At 56.8% G+C, this 15,161-nt stretch carries 16 protein-coding genes; 10 read left to right on the top strand and 6 right to left on the bottom strand.

Annotation, left to right across the window (positions count from 1 at the left end):
* Window positions 1-3: 3 nt before the first annotated feature.
* Together I6L47_RS05135 and I6L47_RS05130 are read left to right on the top strand one after the other, a co-directional pair.
* Complete coding sequence (locus I6L47_RS05135) at window positions 4-564, top strand: hypothetical protein (protein ID WP_005337339.1); 561 nt, start codon at window positions 4-6, stop codon at window positions 562-564.
* 56 nt (window positions 565-620) lie between these two features.
* Window positions 621-1,337, top strand: coding sequence for an SIMPL domain-containing protein (locus tag I6L47_RS05130; protein WP_021229694.1), 717 nt, complete (start codon window positions 621-623; stop codon window positions 1,335-1,337).
* 136 nt (window positions 1,338-1,473) lie between these two features.
* On the opposite strand, the gene ahpF is transcribed toward I6L47_RS05130, so the two are convergent.
* The 3 genes from ahpF to I6L47_RS05115 all read right to left on the bottom strand — a co-directional run bounded on the left by ahpF (window position 1,474) and on the right by I6L47_RS05115 (window position 4,896).
* Complete coding sequence (gene ahpF, locus I6L47_RS05125; protein ID WP_216948816.1) at window positions 1,474-3,054, bottom strand: alkyl hydroperoxide reductase subunit F; 1,581 nt, start codon at window positions 3,052-3,054, stop codon at window positions 1,474-1,476.
* Between the two features lie 123 nt (window positions 3,055-3,177).
* Entirely contained in the window at window positions 3,178-3,744 is a 567-nt protein-coding gene (gene ahpC / locus I6L47_RS05120; RefSeq protein WP_157160996.1) for an alkyl hydroperoxide reductase subunit C, read from the bottom strand.
* A 705-nt stretch (window positions 3,745-4,449) separates the two neighbouring features.
* Window positions 4,450-4,896 (bottom strand): CBS domain-containing protein, encoded by a 447-nt coding sequence (locus tag I6L47_RS05115; RefSeq protein ID WP_013723842.1) that lies wholly within the window; start codon window positions 4,894-4,896, stop codon window positions 4,450-4,452.
* Between the two features lie 212 nt (window positions 4,897-5,108).
* Between I6L47_RS05115 and queA the strand changes: the two genes are divergently transcribed.
* The 7 genes from queA (at window position 5,109) to nlpI (ending at window position 12,078) form a co-directional block, all read left to right on the top strand.
* On the top strand, window positions 5,109-6,161 hold the full coding sequence (gene queA / locus I6L47_RS05110) for a tRNA preQ1(34) S-adenosylmethionine ribosyltransferase-isomerase QueA (RefSeq protein WP_005344678.1): 1,053 nt from the start codon (window positions 5,109-5,111) through the stop codon (window positions 6,159-6,161).
* A 74-nt stretch (window positions 6,162-6,235) separates the two neighbouring features.
* Window positions 6,236-7,372, top strand: a complete 1,137-nt coding sequence (gene tgt / locus I6L47_RS05105; RefSeq protein WP_005337329.1) for a tRNA guanosine(34) transglycosylase Tgt — start codon at window positions 6,236-6,238, stop codon at window positions 7,370-7,372.
* 52 nt (window positions 7,373-7,424) lie between these two features.
* A complete protein-coding gene (gene yajC, locus I6L47_RS05100) occupies window positions 7,425-7,760 on the top strand; it encodes a preprotein translocase subunit YajC (protein ID WP_005337327.1) in 336 nt (111 codons plus the stop codon).
* 18 nt (window positions 7,761-7,778) lie between these two features.
* Window positions 7,779-9,632 (top strand): protein translocase subunit SecD, encoded by a 1,854-nt coding sequence (gene secD, locus I6L47_RS05095; protein ID WP_005337324.1) that lies wholly within the window; start codon window positions 7,779-7,781, stop codon window positions 9,630-9,632.
* Between the two features lie 10 nt (window positions 9,633-9,642).
* The gene (gene secF, locus I6L47_RS05090) at window positions 9,643-10,590 is read left to right on the top strand and encodes a protein translocase subunit SecF (protein WP_005337322.1); all 948 of its coding nucleotides are present in this window, start codon (window positions 9,643-9,645) and stop codon (window positions 10,588-10,590) included.
* An 84-nt stretch (window positions 10,591-10,674) separates the two neighbouring features.
* Window positions 10,675-11,043, top strand: coding sequence for a rhodanese-like domain-containing protein (locus tag I6L47_RS05085; protein WP_005351016.1), 369 nt, complete (start codon window positions 10,675-10,677; stop codon window positions 11,041-11,043).
* A gap of 90 nt (window positions 11,044-11,133) precedes the next feature.
* Window positions 11,134-12,078 (top strand): lipoprotein NlpI, encoded by a 945-nt coding sequence (gene nlpI, locus I6L47_RS05080; RefSeq protein ID WP_005351017.1) that lies wholly within the window; start codon window positions 11,134-11,136, stop codon window positions 12,076-12,078.
* Between the two features lie 65 nt (window positions 12,079-12,143).
* Here the strand turns inward: nlpI and I6L47_RS05075 are convergent, their stop codons facing one another.
* On the bottom strand, window positions 12,144-13,016 hold the full coding sequence (locus I6L47_RS05075; protein ID WP_216948815.1) for a U32 family peptidase: 873 nt from the start codon (window positions 13,014-13,016) through the stop codon (window positions 12,144-12,146).
* A gap of 11 nt (window positions 13,017-13,027) precedes the next feature.
* Entirely contained in the window at window positions 13,028-14,023 is a 996-nt protein-coding gene (locus I6L47_RS05070) for a peptidase U32 family protein (protein ID WP_216948814.1), read from the bottom strand.
* A gap of 189 nt (window positions 14,024-14,212) precedes the next feature.
* Here I6L47_RS05070 and I6L47_RS05065 point away from each other — a divergent pair, with 189 nt between their 5' ends.
* Window positions 14,213-14,746, top strand: a complete 534-nt coding sequence (locus tag I6L47_RS05065) for an SCP2 domain-containing protein (protein WP_100653987.1) — start codon at window positions 14,213-14,215, stop codon at window positions 14,744-14,746.
* On the opposite strand, the gene I6L47_RS05060 is transcribed toward I6L47_RS05065, so the two are convergent.
* Window positions 14,699-15,115 (bottom strand): hypothetical protein, encoded by a 417-nt coding sequence (locus I6L47_RS05060; RefSeq protein ID WP_005351023.1) that lies wholly within the window; start codon window positions 15,113-15,115, stop codon window positions 14,699-14,701. The two genes, I6L47_RS05065 and I6L47_RS05060, sit on opposite strands and share 48 nt — an antisense overlap.
* Window positions 15,116-15,161: the final 46 nt, after the last annotated feature.

Below are 15,161 nucleotides of genomic sequence, written 5' to 3'. Positions count from 1 at the left end.
ATCATGCAGTCATTCAACTGGGTCGACATTGATGGCATCCGTTATAGCTGGGATGGGCAGGGGAACATTACCTGCGCAGGCCAGTTTGGCTATCAGGCCTCGATCGCGGGGGATCGGCTGGATGGGATGGAGATTGAGAATGAGGCCGGTGATGTAGCGGGCTCGCTCTATGTTGACTTCGCTACGGCCTCTATCACTTATGTGCCGGTCATGGATACCGAGTCTGCCCATAACATGATTCTGGTTGGCCATCATCAGGGGCAGCAAGAGTATCCGCTGGCCAGTTTTCACTCTCCGTTGTTGCAAGATTTGCTAGGGCCATCTGATACCATCCCTTGGTCTGCGATGGAGGAGGATAGTGGTGGCACCAATATCGGACAGGCGGTGCAAGGACACGTTCTGTCGTGGGACTCGTTCCATTTCGATGATGAGGTGTTGGTCTGTGGAGCAGCTCCTGCGCTGGATATGGCAAACCAGAGCCAGGATCCCGGCAGCATGGTCACCATTAGTCTCGATCTGACCAATCAGATACTGGATCAGCTCCCCCCCTTGCATGATATATGAATCCCGTAACTGCGCGGGCATAATGACCTCAATCTTTCCGATTGAGGTTTTTTTCTATGTGGCGTCCCCTTCTTACTCTTTCCGCTCTGGTTGTCAGTGCTCCGCTGCTGGCGATTGAAGTGCCGCAAGCGCCCCATCTGGTGGTGAGCGGTTATGCCGAGCAAAAGACCGAACCCGATATGCTCACCCTCAATGTGGCGGTGAGTGCACTGGATAAGCAAGGCCTCAAGGCCAAGCAGCAGGTCGATACCAAGGTCGCAGCCTTTTTCAGCCAACTGGAAGGGTTGGGGATCAAGCGCAGCGATGTTGAGGCTGGCAACCTGATGGTCTCGCCGGAATATCAGTATGGCGAGAACAAGAAGCCGGTATTGCTGGGATACCGTGCCCAGCGGCAATTGGCTGTCAAACTCTATCAACTGGATAAATTGAGCCCCCTGATGGATACCGCCCTCAAAGCCGGGCTGGAGTCCGTATCCCAGATTGAGTACGGGTTGAAGTCGCCGCAGGTCATCAAGGAGCAGGCCCGTCTGAATGCAGTTGAGGATGCCAAAACCAAGGCTGAATCTCTGGCCAAGGCGTTCGGGATGAAGCTTGGCAAGGTCTACAGTGTGGAGTACCGCAATGCTTCACCCATTACCGCCTACAGCCGCAACCTGAAGGTGGTGCAGGCCATGGCGATGGCTGCTCCCGCGCCGGATATGGCGGACAACAGCTATCAACAACAGCAGATCACGGTAAGTGATAATATCGAGGCTGTTTTCTTGCTGGAGTGATGCCCGTCGTTTAAGTCCAGTCATGAACAACCCCGCCATTTGCTGCGGGGTTTTTATTGCGCATCGATGCAGATATAAAAAAGCCGACGCTCGTGTTTACTTAATCGAGCGTCGGCTTTTTGTTGCGCTGGTTTTATCAGGCGGTCACAGCATCAGCTTTGGTCGCTTCCGGCGCCGGGTTGCGGATGAGGTAATCAAACGCACCCAGTGCGGCGGTGGCGCCAGCACCCATGGAGATGATGATCTGCTTGAACGGTACCGTGGTGGCGTCCCCTGCGGCGTAGACGCCGGGCAGGGAGGTCGCGCCCTTGGTATCGATCTCGATCTCGCCAAAGCGGGTCAGGGCAATCTCGCTCCCTTTCAGGAACTCGGTGTTCGGTACCAGGCCGATCTGGACGAAGATACCAGCCACCGCCAGGTGTTTGATCTCGCCTGTGGTTCGATCTTCGTAGTCCATACCGACCACCTTGCTGCCATCACCGATCACTTCGGTGGTGCGAGCGCTCATGATGATGTCGATATTGCCCATGGAGCGAGCCTTCTTCTGCAGCACTTCATCGGCTCGCAGGGTGTCGGCGAACTCCACCACAGTCACATGCTCGACGATGCCAGCCAAGTCGATCGCTGCCTCGATGCCGGAGTTACCGCCACCGATCACAGCTACTCGCTTGCCCTTGAAGAAGGGACCATCGCAGTGCGGGCAGTAGGCCACGCCCTTGGTACGGTACTCAAGCTCGCCCGGGACGTTCAGGTCACGCCAGCGCGCACCGGTAGCCAGGATCACGGCACGGCTCTTCAAGGTGGCGCCAGAGGCGAGATCCACGTTCACATATCCATCTTTGCTGATGGCGGCGGCGCGCTGCTCGGTGATCACTTCAACGCCGTACTGTTTGACGTGCTGCTCCAGGCTGGCGGCCAGCTTGGGGCCTTCGGTGTAGGGCACGGAGATAAAGTTCTCGATGCCGACGGTGTCCATCACCTGACCACCGAAACGTTCGGCAACGATGGCAGTGCGAATGCCTTTACGAGCGGCATAGATGGCCGCTGCGGCGCCAGCCGGGCCACCGCCTACCACTAGCACATCGTAGGGATCTTTCTCATTCAGCTCGGCGGCCTTGCGCTCGGCGGCACCTGTGTCGAGTTTGGCGACGATCTCTTCGAGTGAAATACGGCCCTGGCTGAACGGTTGACCGTTCAGGTAAACATTCGGTACCGCCATGATTTGACGCTCGGCGACCTCTTCCTGGAACAGGGCGCCGTCGATCATGGTGTGGGTGATGCCGGGGTTCAGGGTCGCCATCAGGTTGAGGGCCTGCACCACGTCCGGGCAGTTGTGGCAGGAGAGGGAGATATAGGTCTCGAAGTGGAACTCACCCTTGAGATTGCGGATCTGCTCCTGCACGGCCGCATCGGCCTTGGAAGGGTGGCCGCCGCTTTGCAGCAGGGCGAGTACCAGAGAAGTAAATTCATGACCCATGGGGATGCCGGCAAAGTGAACGCGCGGAGCTTGGCCCTGCGGCGCGACACTCATGGAAGGCTTGCGAACGGCAGTGCCAGAGGTCTGGGTGATCTTGGGGGACATCTCGGCGATCTCGCTGGCCAGTGCCAGCAGCTCTGCAGATTTGTCGCTGTCGTTGCCGGACACGCTGATCTGGATGGGATTGACGATGTACTGCAGATAGGTGTTCAGCTGTTGTTTGAGGTTGGTATCCAACATGGTCGAATTCCTTCTTGTAATGGCGAGTTGGCATTAAATGTGAGTCGGTCTGCTTTCAGGCCTATTTGGCAATGCCGGAAAGCAGACCGGCCCTTATGCGGGCCGGTCTTGGAAGCGGGAGGCTTAGATCTTGCCTACCAAGTCCAGGGACGGGGCCAGAGTGGCTTCGCCTTCTTTCCATTTAGCCGGGCACACTTCACCCGGGTGGGAGGCAACGTACTGGGCGGCTTTAACTTTGCGCAGCAGTTCCAGTGCGTCACGGCCGATGCCGCCAGCGTTGATCTCGACGATCTGGATGATGCCCTGCGGGTCAATCACGAAGGTACCGCGGTCAGCCAGACCAGCTTCTTCGATCATCACGCCGAAGTTGCGGGTGATGGTACCAGTCGGGTCACCAATCATCGGGTACTGGATCTTCTGAATGGTGTCAGAGGTGTCGTGCCATGCTTTGTGAGTGAAGTGGGTATCGGTAGAGACAGAGTAGATCTCGACGCCCAGTTTCTGGAATTCAGCGTAGTTGTCAGCCAGGTCGCCCAGCTCGGTCGGGCAAACGAAGGTGAAGTCAGCCGGGTAGAAGAAGACCACGGACCACTTGCCTTTCAGGTCAGCGTCAGACACCTGAACGAATTTGCCATTGTGGTAGGCGGTAGCATTGAACGGCTTGATTTCAGCGTTGATGTAGGTAGACATGTAATTGCTCCTTGGTGATGTACATATGCCGGTCTGGTGTTGAAGAGTCTTGCCAGACGAGGCGCTTAACTTTCGATGGATTCATCATAGGGGCTTCCGTTAATCGATAAAAGCCGCAATTTTGAATCGCTTAAATCTACTTATTAGATAGCTCACTATGGCTGTACCTAACATGAATATCTCTGACCTACTGAGATAACTCCTTGTCGTGGTTCAATATCTGTGCGCTACATCGCCTTTTCAAGGCATAAGAAGGGGTGTGCAGGGCCACGATGACGCGATGAGATAAACGGTGGTGCAAACATATGGTGCAAACAGGTGGCGCAGGAGGTTGAGGCCGTTGCTCGCAGCGATGGGGGATGTGCTGACAAGGGGGAGAGCAGAAAACGCGGATAAAAAAATCCCGGCGCTATCGCAACGACAGGGCCGGGTCATCAAACAAGGAATGGCTATATAAACAAATGCTTTACAGCAAAGACTAACTACGGGGTGTGCAAACTTGCAGACATATGAGAGGAAGATAATGGGTGCACAATCCCTCGTCTCCCCCTCGGCAACTATTGCATGAGAGGGATGATAGTGTGACGCAGATCACAAGGCAAGCATTTGGTGTAATTTTTCAATCAAAATGAAAGTGTTTCATCATTTCAGCTTATTTTGACAGCTGAAAACGCTTTTATTGAAATTTAATTACATGGCAATCTATCAAAAGTCGGTAGGTGGTTCCTGCTCTTCCATCAATTCCAGCAGGTTGATGGCCACGGCAATAAAGTCCGACTCGGTGACAATGCCGATCAGCTTGCGTCCTTTGAGTACCGGCAGGCAGCCATATCTGTGGCGCTGCAGGTAGAGTGCCGCCTCCTTGATGCCGGCATGAGGATCTACGCTCGCCACTTGCCGTGTCATGATCTCGTCGAGTTGCACGCTGTCGGTAAATTCGGCTTCCCGCTCCGGGCTGATGAGCAGCAGCTTGGATTCCCGGGTGGCCAGGATATCGGTGAGGGTTACCAACCCCAGCAGGTGATGCTGCTCGTCGACGATGGGAATGTGGCGGATCCGCTCCTGCTGCATCAGGTCCATCGCCTGTTTGACACTGTTTGACGGACCCAGAGTGAAGGGGTGTTCGGTCATGATTTCGGATAGGGTCATCATGGTGGGCCTCCTTGTGTATCTACTTTCACCCTAGCCCAGCGCCCATTGGCAAAACATGATCAGGGTCAATACAGAACATTAAAGAATCATTAACCGGATGTGTGTCTCAATATTGCTCGCTACCCCTTGTCTCTCTTGGGTTTTTGGTCTTTTGGGTTGCCTTGGAAGATGGGGATAACTAGACTAGCCGCCGATTCCCCCCGAGGTGAAAGATGCAAGTATCCGATTTTCATTTTGATCTGCCAGACGAGCTGATTGCCCGCTATCCGATGGCAGAGCGTACCGCCAGCCGCCTGTTGCAGCTCGATGGTCAAACTGGCGCCCTGCGCCACGGTCAATTTGTGGATGTGCTGGATCAGCTCAATCCGGGTGACCTGCTGGTATTTAACAACACCCGTGTCATTCCGGCACGTATGTTTGGCCAGAAGGCCAGCGGCGGCAAGCTGGAGGTACTGGTCGAGCGCATTCTGGACGAGCACAGCGTGCTGGCCCATGTCCGTGCCTCCAAGGCGCCCAAGCCCGGCACCCGGATGATCATGGATGGTGGCGTCGAAGCCGAGATGCGCGCCCGCCACGATGCCCTGTTCGAGATCCACTTCCTCGACCCGCGTCCAGTGCTGGAGATTTTGGAGGCCATCGGCCACATGCCGCTGCCCCCCTATATAGACCGTCCCGACGAGGATGCCGACAAGGAGCGCTACCAGACCGTTTACAATCAAAAACCGGGGGCTGTCGCTGCGCCGACCGCCGGCCTGCACTTTGATGAGCCGCTGCTTGAGAAAATTCGGGCCAAAGGGGTTGAAACGGCCTTCGTCACCCTGCATGTAGGGGCGGGGACCTTCCAGCCGGTGCGGGTTGAGAAGATTGAAGATCACCACATGCACTCCGAATATGCGGAAGTGCCGCAAGAGGTGGTAGATGCCATCGCGGCCACCCGTGCGCGCGGTGGTCGGGTGATTGCCGTTGGCACCACGTCGGTGCGTTCGCTGGAGAGCGCGGCCAAGGTCACCCTGGCCCAGGGCAAACCGTTGGCGCCCTTCTTTAGTGACACCGATATCTTCATCTTCCCTGGTTACCAGTTCCAGATTGTCGATGCCATGGTCACCAACTTCCATCTGCCGGAGTCGACCCTGATCATGCTGGTCAGCGCCTTCGCCGGTTATGACAACGTGATGGCGGCCTATCAGGCAGCCGTGGCCGGACAGTACCGTTTCTTCAGCTACGGGGACGCCATGTTCGTCACCCGTCGCCAGGTTGAAGCATAAGCTTCAGCTTATTTACCGGGCCGTGAGCGGCCCTCCTATTGTCAGACTGTTTATCTGACGCAGCCGAGGTAGCAATGAAATTTGAACTGAAAACCACTGACGGCCGTGCCCGTCGCGGTCAACTGGTCTTCGAACGTGGTGTGGTACAAACGCCGGCCTTTATGCCGGTCGGGACGTACGGCACCGTCAAGGGGATGACTCCGGAAGAGGTGCGTGAAACCGGTGCCCAGATCCTGCTGGGTAACACCTTCCACCTTTGGCTGCGCCCGGGTCAGGAAGTGATGCGTGCCCACGGCGATCTGCACGATTTCATGAACTGGCAGGGCCCGATCCTGACCGACTCCGGTGGTTTCCAGGTGTTCAGCCTGGGCCATATTCGCAAGATCACCGAAGCGGGCGTCCACTTCCGTCACCCCATCAATGGCGAGAAGATCTTCCTCGACCCCGAGAAGTCCATGGAGATCCAGTACGATCTGGGCTCCGACATCGTGATGATCTTCGACGAGTGCACCCCGTACCCGGCCACTTATGAAGAAGCGCGCAAGTCCATGGAGATGTCCCTGCGCTGGGGCAAGCGCTCCCGCGACAAGTTTGATGCGCTGGGCAACAAGAACGCCCTGTTCGGCATCATTCAGGGCTCGGTCTACGAAGATTTGCGGGATGTCTCCCTCAAGGGGCTGCTGGAGATCGGTTTCGACGGTTATGCGGTCGGTGGTCTGGCCGTGGGCGAACCCAAAGAGGACATGCACCGTATCCTCGAGCACGTATGCCCGAAAATTCCGGCTGACAAGCCGCGCTACCTGATGGGTGTCGGCAAGCCGGAAGATCTGGTGGAAGGGGTGCGCCGCGGTATCGACATGTTCGACTGCGTCATGCCGACCCGCAACGCCCGCAACGGCCACCTGTTCACCACCGATGGTGTGGTGAAGATCCGCAACGCCCAACATCGCAACGACACCAGTACCCTGGATGCCGAGTGTGATTGCTACACCTGCAAGAACTACAGCCGAAGCTACCTGCACCATCTGGACAAGTGCAACGAGATCCTCGGTGCCCGTCTGAATACGATTCATAACCTGCGTTATTACCAGCGTGTGATGCAGGGTTTGCGGGACGCGATCGAGCAGGGTAAATTAGACGACTTTGTAACAGAGTTTTACCGTCGGCAAGGGAAGCCTGTGCCTCCGTTAGCTGAAAATGACGTTAAATAACAACAACATATAATTTTGTTTTTTTAAATCTACATCAATAAGAGGTTGTTAAATGAGCATTATCTCCAAGGCGTATGCAGAAGGCGCAGCACCGGGTGCACAGGGTGGTGGTATGGAAATGATCATCATGCTGGCCGTATTCGGCCTGATTTTCTACTTCATGATCTATCGTCCCCAGGCCAAGCGTGCCAAGGATCACCGCAATCTGATGAGCTCCTTGTCCAAGGGTGATGAAGTGCTCACTTCCGGTGGCCTGGTTGGCAAAATTGCCAAAGTGGCTGCAGACAGCGATTACCTGGTGATCGCCCTGAACGACCAGACTCAAGTCACCATCAAAAAGGACTTCGTCTCTGCCGTTCTGCCCAAGGGTTCTATCCAGTCTCTTTAATCTCCCAAGGAGCACAGCGTGTTGAATCGCTATCCGCTGTGGAAATACCTGATGGTGATCCTGGTGATCGCCATCGGTTTTCTATATGCAGCCCCCAATCTTTACGGCGAAGATCCGGCTTTGCAGGTTTCTGCCAGCCGTGGTGCCGAAGTCAAGCTAGATACTCTTGATCTGGTGAAAGAGACCCTTGAAGCGGCCAAGATCCCGGTCAAACATGCTGCATTCGAGCACGGTTTTATCCTGATCCGTTTCAAGAACACCGAAGACCAGCTGAAGGCGCGTGATATCGTTGCCAACAAGCTGGGCGACAACTTCATTACCGCACTCAACCTGGCACCTTCCACTCCCGCCTGGCTCGAAGCCATCGGTGCGGCGCCTCTGAAGCTGGGTCTTGATCTGCGCGGTGGTGTGCACTTCCTGATGGAAGTGGACATGGCCGAAGCACTGACCAAGCAGCAAGAGCAGATGGTGCAGGATTTCCGCTCCGAGCTGCGCACCCAGAAGATCCGTTACTCCGGCGTACGCCGGGTCGGAGATCAGGTGCAGGTGATCTTCCGTGACGAAGCCGATCAGGAACGCGCCGTTTCTCATCTGCGTCGTCAGAACCCTGATTTGACTTTCACTACCGAGCAGAAAGGGGATGAGTTCATCCTGCTGGCTGGTCTGAGCGAAGCCAAGATCAAGGAAGTGAAGAAGTACGCCCTCGAGCAGAACATCACCATCATCCGTAACCGGGTCAACGAACTGGGCGTGGCCGAGCCGCTGGTACAACAGCAAGGCGCCGAGCGCATTGTCGTTGAACTGCCCGGTATTCAGGATACCGCTCGCGCCAAGGAGATCCTGGGGGCAACCGCGACCCTGGAATTCCACATGGTCGATGAGACTGCCGACATCCAGGCTGCGGCCGATGGCCGTGTCCCGCCCAGCTCCAAGGTCTACAACGATCGCAACGGTCGTCCCGTGGTGCTGCAAAAGCGGGTGATCCTGACCGGTGACCACATCGTGGGTGCCCAGTCCGGCTTCGACGAGTACAGCCGTCCCCAGGTCAACATCAAGCTGGATGGCCAGGGTGGCAACAAGATGGCCAACTTTACCAAGGACAACGTTGGTAAAGGGATGGCGACCGTCTTCATCGAGTACAAGCCGGTCGGTCAACCGGGTCCGGATGGCAAGCGCAAGTTTCGCAAGCAGGAGGAGGTGATCAACGTCGCCACCATCCAGTCGCGTCTTGGCAGCCAGTTCCGTATCACAGGGATCGACAACGCCAACGAAGCCCACAACCTTGCGCTGCTGCTGCGTGCCGGTGCCCTGATCGCCCCGATCCAGATCGTGGAAGAGCGCACCATTGGCCCGAGCCTGGGTCAACAGAACATCGACAGCGGTATGGAAGCCATCGGCTGGGCCATGCTGGTGATCGTGCTGTTCATGGGGATCTACTACCGCGCGTTCGGCTGGGTTGCCAACCTGGCGCTCTGTATGAACCTGGTGTTGATTGTCGGCATCATGTCGATGATCCCGGGGGCCACCATGACACTGCCGGGTATCGCCGGTATCGTCCTGACGCTGGGTATGGCGGTGGATGCCAACGTACTGATCTACGAGCGTATTCGTGAAGAGATCCGCAACGGTCGCGGTGTTCAGCAAGCCATCCATCTAGGCTTTGATCGGGCATTCTCCACCATCGCCGACTCCAACGTGACCTCACTGATCACCTGCGTGATCCTGTTCGGTATCGGCACCGGCGCCATCAAGGGCTTTGCCCTGACGCTGGGCATTGGTCTGACCGCCTCCATGTTTACTGCCATCACAGTTTCCCGTGCCATTATCAACCTGGCTTGGGGTGGACGGCGTATCGACAAGCTGCCCATCTGAGGATAGAGAGATGTTTCAGATTCTACATTTTGAAAAACCGATCCCGTTTATGCGCTATGCCAAGCCGGGTGTGGTTTTCTCTTCCGTGCTGATGGTGGTAGCCCTGTTCTTCCTGTTTGATCGGGGTCTGAACTGGGGTCTGGACTTTACCGGTGGTACCACCATCGAGGTGGGGTTCCAGCAGTCGGTGAGCCTGGACAAGATCCACGACGCTCTGGAAGAACAGAAGATTGAAGGGGCAACCCTGCAACACTTTGGCTCCAGCCGTGACGTGCTGTTCCGTCTGACCCCGAAAGAGGGGGTCAAGGTAGAACAACAGGGTAACGAAGTGCTGGCGGCGGCCAAGCAGCTCGACGAGGGCGCAGTGCTCAAACGCGTCGAGTTCGTCGGCCCTTCCGTGGGTGATGAACTGGCGACAGACGGTGCGCTGGCCATGCTGGCCTCCATCCTCTGTATCCTGGCCTACGTGGCAGTGCGTTTCGAATGGCGTCTGGCGCTGGGGGGCATTCTCTCCCTGGTGCACGACGTGGTGATCACGCTGGGTGTCTTTGCCTACTTCCAGTACGAGTTCGACCTGACTGTACTGGCGGCACTGATGACCCTGGTGGGTTACTCCCTGAACGATACTATAGTGGTGTTCGACCGCTTGCGGGAGAACTTCCGCAAGGTGCGTAAAGGGGATACCGAATACATTCTGGATCTCTCCATGACCGAGACCCTGAGTCGTACCATCATCACCTCCGGCCTCACCTTTATCGTGGTGCTGGCGCTGCTGCTCAAGGGCGGTGCGCTGATCCACGGTTTTGCCGTGGCCATGGTGATCGGTGTGGCGTTCGGTACCTACTCCTCCATCTATGTGGCGAGTGCGTTTGCCATGTTCCTCGGCGTCAAGCGCGAGCACATGCTGCCCACCCAGGTAGAGAAAGAGGGTGCGGACCAACAGGAAATCCTGCCGTAACAGTGAAGAGCGCCTCATGGCGCTCTTTTCTTATCTCTGCGTGTCGTTTGCTGACGCACATGATTTAAACAACAGGAGTTTGTCATGCATCACAATCCCCGTTTTTTGGCGCTGGTTGACGGGATCCGCTCCCGCATCACCGAAACCGATGTTCACCAGATCAAGCGCTGGCAGGATGAAGGGCGCACGTTTCACCTGATCGACGTGCGGGAAGAGAGTGAGTGGGCCAGGGGCCATCTGCCCGGAGCCCGATATCTGGGTCGTGGCGTGATTGAGCGGGATATCGAGACCCAGTTCCCGGATCTCGAGACCGAGCTCTACCTCTATTGTGGTGGTGGTTTTCGCTCAATTCTGGCTGCGGACAACCTGCAACAGATGGGTTATCGCAAGGTGATCAGCGTCGACGGCGGCTTTCGCGGTTGGTGCGATGCCGGATACCCTGTCGAATCCTGATTTATTTGAGGTAGAGGGGCACAGCTACATGACAAAGCAGCTGTTGACCTTTACCATATGTGGGGTCAAGCGTAAGCGTCGGAGTGTTCATTGAACGTCAGGAAAGGGATTGGATACCTCCTCGGTATCCTGTTGTTGCTTCCCATGTGGGGTTGCAGCAGTAGCAGTCAGGTTAACACCCCCAAGGTTCCCAAGCCGCAGCCTGCTTCACTGGTGTTGGCGACCCCCCTGCAGGTCTCCTACCAGAGTGAGCTGGCGCTCGCCCGACTCGGGCAGATGCTCAGTGAAATGGAACTGACCACCGAGCAACGGGCAGAGTTGTTCTATGAGCGTGCCGTGGTGTTTGATCGGGTTGGTCTGCGTTCCCTCGCGCGGCTCGATTTCAACCGTGCCCTGCGGGAGAAGCCGGATTTCGCCGAAGCCTACAACTTTATCGGCGTCTATCTGGTACAGCAACAGAATTACGACGAAGCCTATGATGCGTTCGATTCTGCCCTCGAACTGGCGCCGGACTATGACTATGCCTATCTCAACCGTGGCATCGCCCTCTATTACGGCAACCGTCCCGAACTGGCCGCGGCCGATATGAAGCGTTTCTACGAGGCGCAGCCGGAAGACCCCTATCGGGTGATCTGGCTCTATCTAGCCGAGCAGAAACTCGACCCGTCGGCCGCCATGAGCCGGATGCGCGAGCGTCTCAACAAGTACGATGACGATGCCTGGAACTGGGATCTGGTTCGCCTTTATACCGGCGAGATCAACGCTTCCCAGCTGATGGGCAACGTGGTGAAAGGGGTGAAGGATAACCGGGAGCTTGCCGAGCGCCTGTGTGAAACCTACTTCTATCTGGGCAAGTTCGAGCTGGGCAAAGGCAACCGCAAGGAAGCCATCAGCTACTTCAAGCTGGCCTTATCTAACAACGTCTATGACTTCATTGAGCACCGCTATGCGCTGCTGGAGCTGGAGTTGATGGCGCGCAAGCCCTTGCCGCCAGGTGCCCAGAGCGCTCGTAACAAGGGTGATCAGCCCTCCTGATCTACTGCCAGATAGTGGTAAAAAAGGCCTCGCGATGAGGCCTTTTTGTTGGGCGAATGGCGGGTTTACTCCACCAGGCTCATGCCGGGGATCTGGCGCCAGTAGCCGTTACAGTCGCTTCCTTGCTGCAAGGGGAGGGGAGCCTGGCCCTGCCGATTGGCTTTGAAGCGGGCCACCATCTCCAGCGTCTCCATCCCTTGCGGTGAAAGTCTGACCACATCCACCAGACCTTCCATACCAGCCAGCTCGTTACCCAAGTTGTAGCAGTAACCGGACTGGGTCTGGATCCCGTTGAGATTGAACACCCGTTGTCCCTCGCGGCTGTTGGCCAGTCGTCCGGTGGGGTAGTTGATGCAGGCGAGCTCGCAGTTGTCTTTCGGTTTGTCGAGGGAGCGGGCGGTGAAGCAGCGCGCCGAGTAGGCGAGCGGCAGATGGCCGTAGGCAAACACCTCCACCTCAAATTGGTCGCGCAGGGAGCCCAGATCCTGATTGAGCTGGATCAGCCAGTCACGGGAGAGCTCCACCGGCATGACCCAGCGTTTCATCCCCTGTTTGAGCAGCATGCGCAGCACATCGGCGTTATAGGCGTTGATGGCGGGGCCACAGACGAAGGGGATCCCAGCCTCCCAGGCGAGTTGCACCGTACCGAGATCGTTGGCTTCGACCATAAGATCGCCATTGTCGACTAGCCGCTTCACCTCCTTGAGCTCGGAAGGGGCGGAGATAAGGGCGAGGGTCGAGAGCACCGCCTGCTTGCCGGAGTTGGCGACCTGACGGGCCAGCGCAATCCAGTCATCGACTTTGAGTTCGCGCCGCTTGCTGCACACCGTCTCGCCCAGATAGATGATGTCGGCCTGACTGTCGGCAGCGGCATGGTAAAAGGATTCGGTATCGGCTTTGGGCCAGTAGAAGAGCAGAGGCCCGAGAGAAAATTGCATAGGTGGACTCCTTATTGCCACTGACGATGGTAGGCGCCGAGGGTAGTTTGGCTACCTTCGGAGACGCGGGCTAGCTGGGCATCCCACTCAGCTTTAACCTGATAGGCCTCGGGATTGGCCTGATAGGCATCGATGGCTGCACGCCAGACCCGGGTCACTTGCTCCACATAAGCGGGGCTGCGCTGGCGCCCTTCAATCTTGACCGACTGGATCCCAGTCTTGAACAGCTCTGGCAGGAGACCCAGGGTATTGAGACTGGTGGGCTCTTCCAGCGCGTGGTAGGTCTGGCCATCCACGTCGAAACGCCCCTTGCACAGGGTCGGATAGCCAGCATTTTCGCCCGGGCCATAGCGGTCGATCAGCACCTCGTTGAGCCGCGACTCGAGACCATTCGGGGTCTCTTCCCAACGGACGAACTTGGCCGGTGAGCAGGCGCCGACGGTGTTGGGACTCTCGCCAGTCATGTAGGAGGAGAGATAGCAGCGCCCCTCGGCCATGATGCAGAGGCTGCCAAAGGCGAATACCTCAAGGCCAACATCGGTTTCGCGGGCCAGTTGCTTGACCTGATGCATGGAGAGCACCCGGGGCAGCACCACCCGTGTAACATTGAATTGCTGCTGATAGAAGCGAATGGCGGCGGCATTGGTGGCGCTGGCCTGCACCGAGACATGGAGTTCCATCTCGGGGTAGTGGCGGCTGGCATATTCCAGCACGGCGAGATCGGCGATGATTAACGCATCGGCGCCGAGGGCCACCCCGCGATCAACCGCCTGTTTCCATCGAGTATCGGCCCCGGGATGGGCAAAGGTATTGATGGCAATATGCAGCTTGCGAGCATGTTGATGCACATAATCCACCGCCTTCTCCAGTTTGCTGTCGGTAAAGTTGAGACCGGCAAAGTGGCGGGCATTGGTGTCATCCTTGAAACCGATATAAACGGCATCGGCCCCGTTATCCACGGCGGTTTTCAGTGCCGGCAAACTGCCTGCCGGACAGAGTAATTCCATTGGTACGCTCCGAGAGTGCATATGAAGGGCAAACGAGCCCTGATTGTATGCAGCCATGCACTCCCGCTTTTTGACCTGAGGCAGCTTTGTGTGGCTTTACCCTTCTTGAGGTAACCCTGCACAAGTTTGATTTCCAACAGGATCTTGACACTCTCCCTGTGTTTGAATGCGCAAAAAAGGGAGTCTATCGTGTTTCAACAACTGCAACGCCGCCTGGTCGAACAGGCTCCGCGCTTCTTGCGCCATCCCCTTAAGCTTGTTCCCTTCAATCTGCAAAAGCAGCTGATGGAGAGTTTGCTGGCCCGGGTTTTCAAAGAGGCTATCGAAGATGGTGATTTCGAGTTTCTGGCAGACAAGTGGCTGAAAGTCGAAGTCTCTGATCTGGAGCTGTGCTGGTTTATCAGTGAGCAGAATGGCCAGCTGGTGGTGGCTCGCGAGTGTGACAAGGCCGATGTCTGCTTCAGCGGTACCGCCAACGACCTGATCCTGATTGCCGGTCGCAAAGAGGATCCGGATTCGCTCTTTTTCCAGCGCAAGCTGAAGATAGAAGGGGATACCGAACTGGGCCTTGAGGTGAAAAACCTGATGGACAGTCTGGATCTCGATGGCTTGCCAAGCCTGATGAGGTATCCCCTGATGGATCTGGCGACGTTTATCGAACGCGCCCGCACCGAATCAGCGCAGGCTCCGGTGCAGACGGCGCCGGGCGGGATCCCGTCTTAAGTGGACAATCACCCCATGGGCATGGCGACGATAATGGTGCCGTGCCCAGAGGCAACGACAGGCCCACAGACAGGGCACCAAGGCGATGAGTGCCGCAGGGGCGGGCAGCTGTGACATGGCCAGCCCCGCAGCCAGCCAGATGAAGGGCTGCGCTTCATACAGCCACTCCGGCTGCAGCCAGCGTTTGCTCGGAAAGATAATCAGATCGGTACGTCGGTAGCTGGAGCGCATCATCCAGGTCACCGCTCCGGCGATAAACAGCAAGGCGCCTGCAAACCAGAGCAGGGGCTGTTCACTCAACGTAATAATGGCAATGGCTGCCAGCAGATAGAGGCTGGGCAATCTCTCATAGATAAAAGGAGGAAGCATGGCGCGGTGTCTCCTGTGCCGTTTATCGGATATCCATCAAGTTTAG

The sequence above is a fragment of the Aeromonas sp. FDAARGOS 1417 genome, assembly GCF_019046985.1.
GTDB classification, from domain to species: domain Bacteria; phylum Pseudomonadota; class Gammaproteobacteria; order Enterobacterales; family Aeromonadaceae; genus Aeromonas; species Aeromonas veronii.
This window is presented reverse-complemented; position numbering and strand designations above follow the sequence as displayed.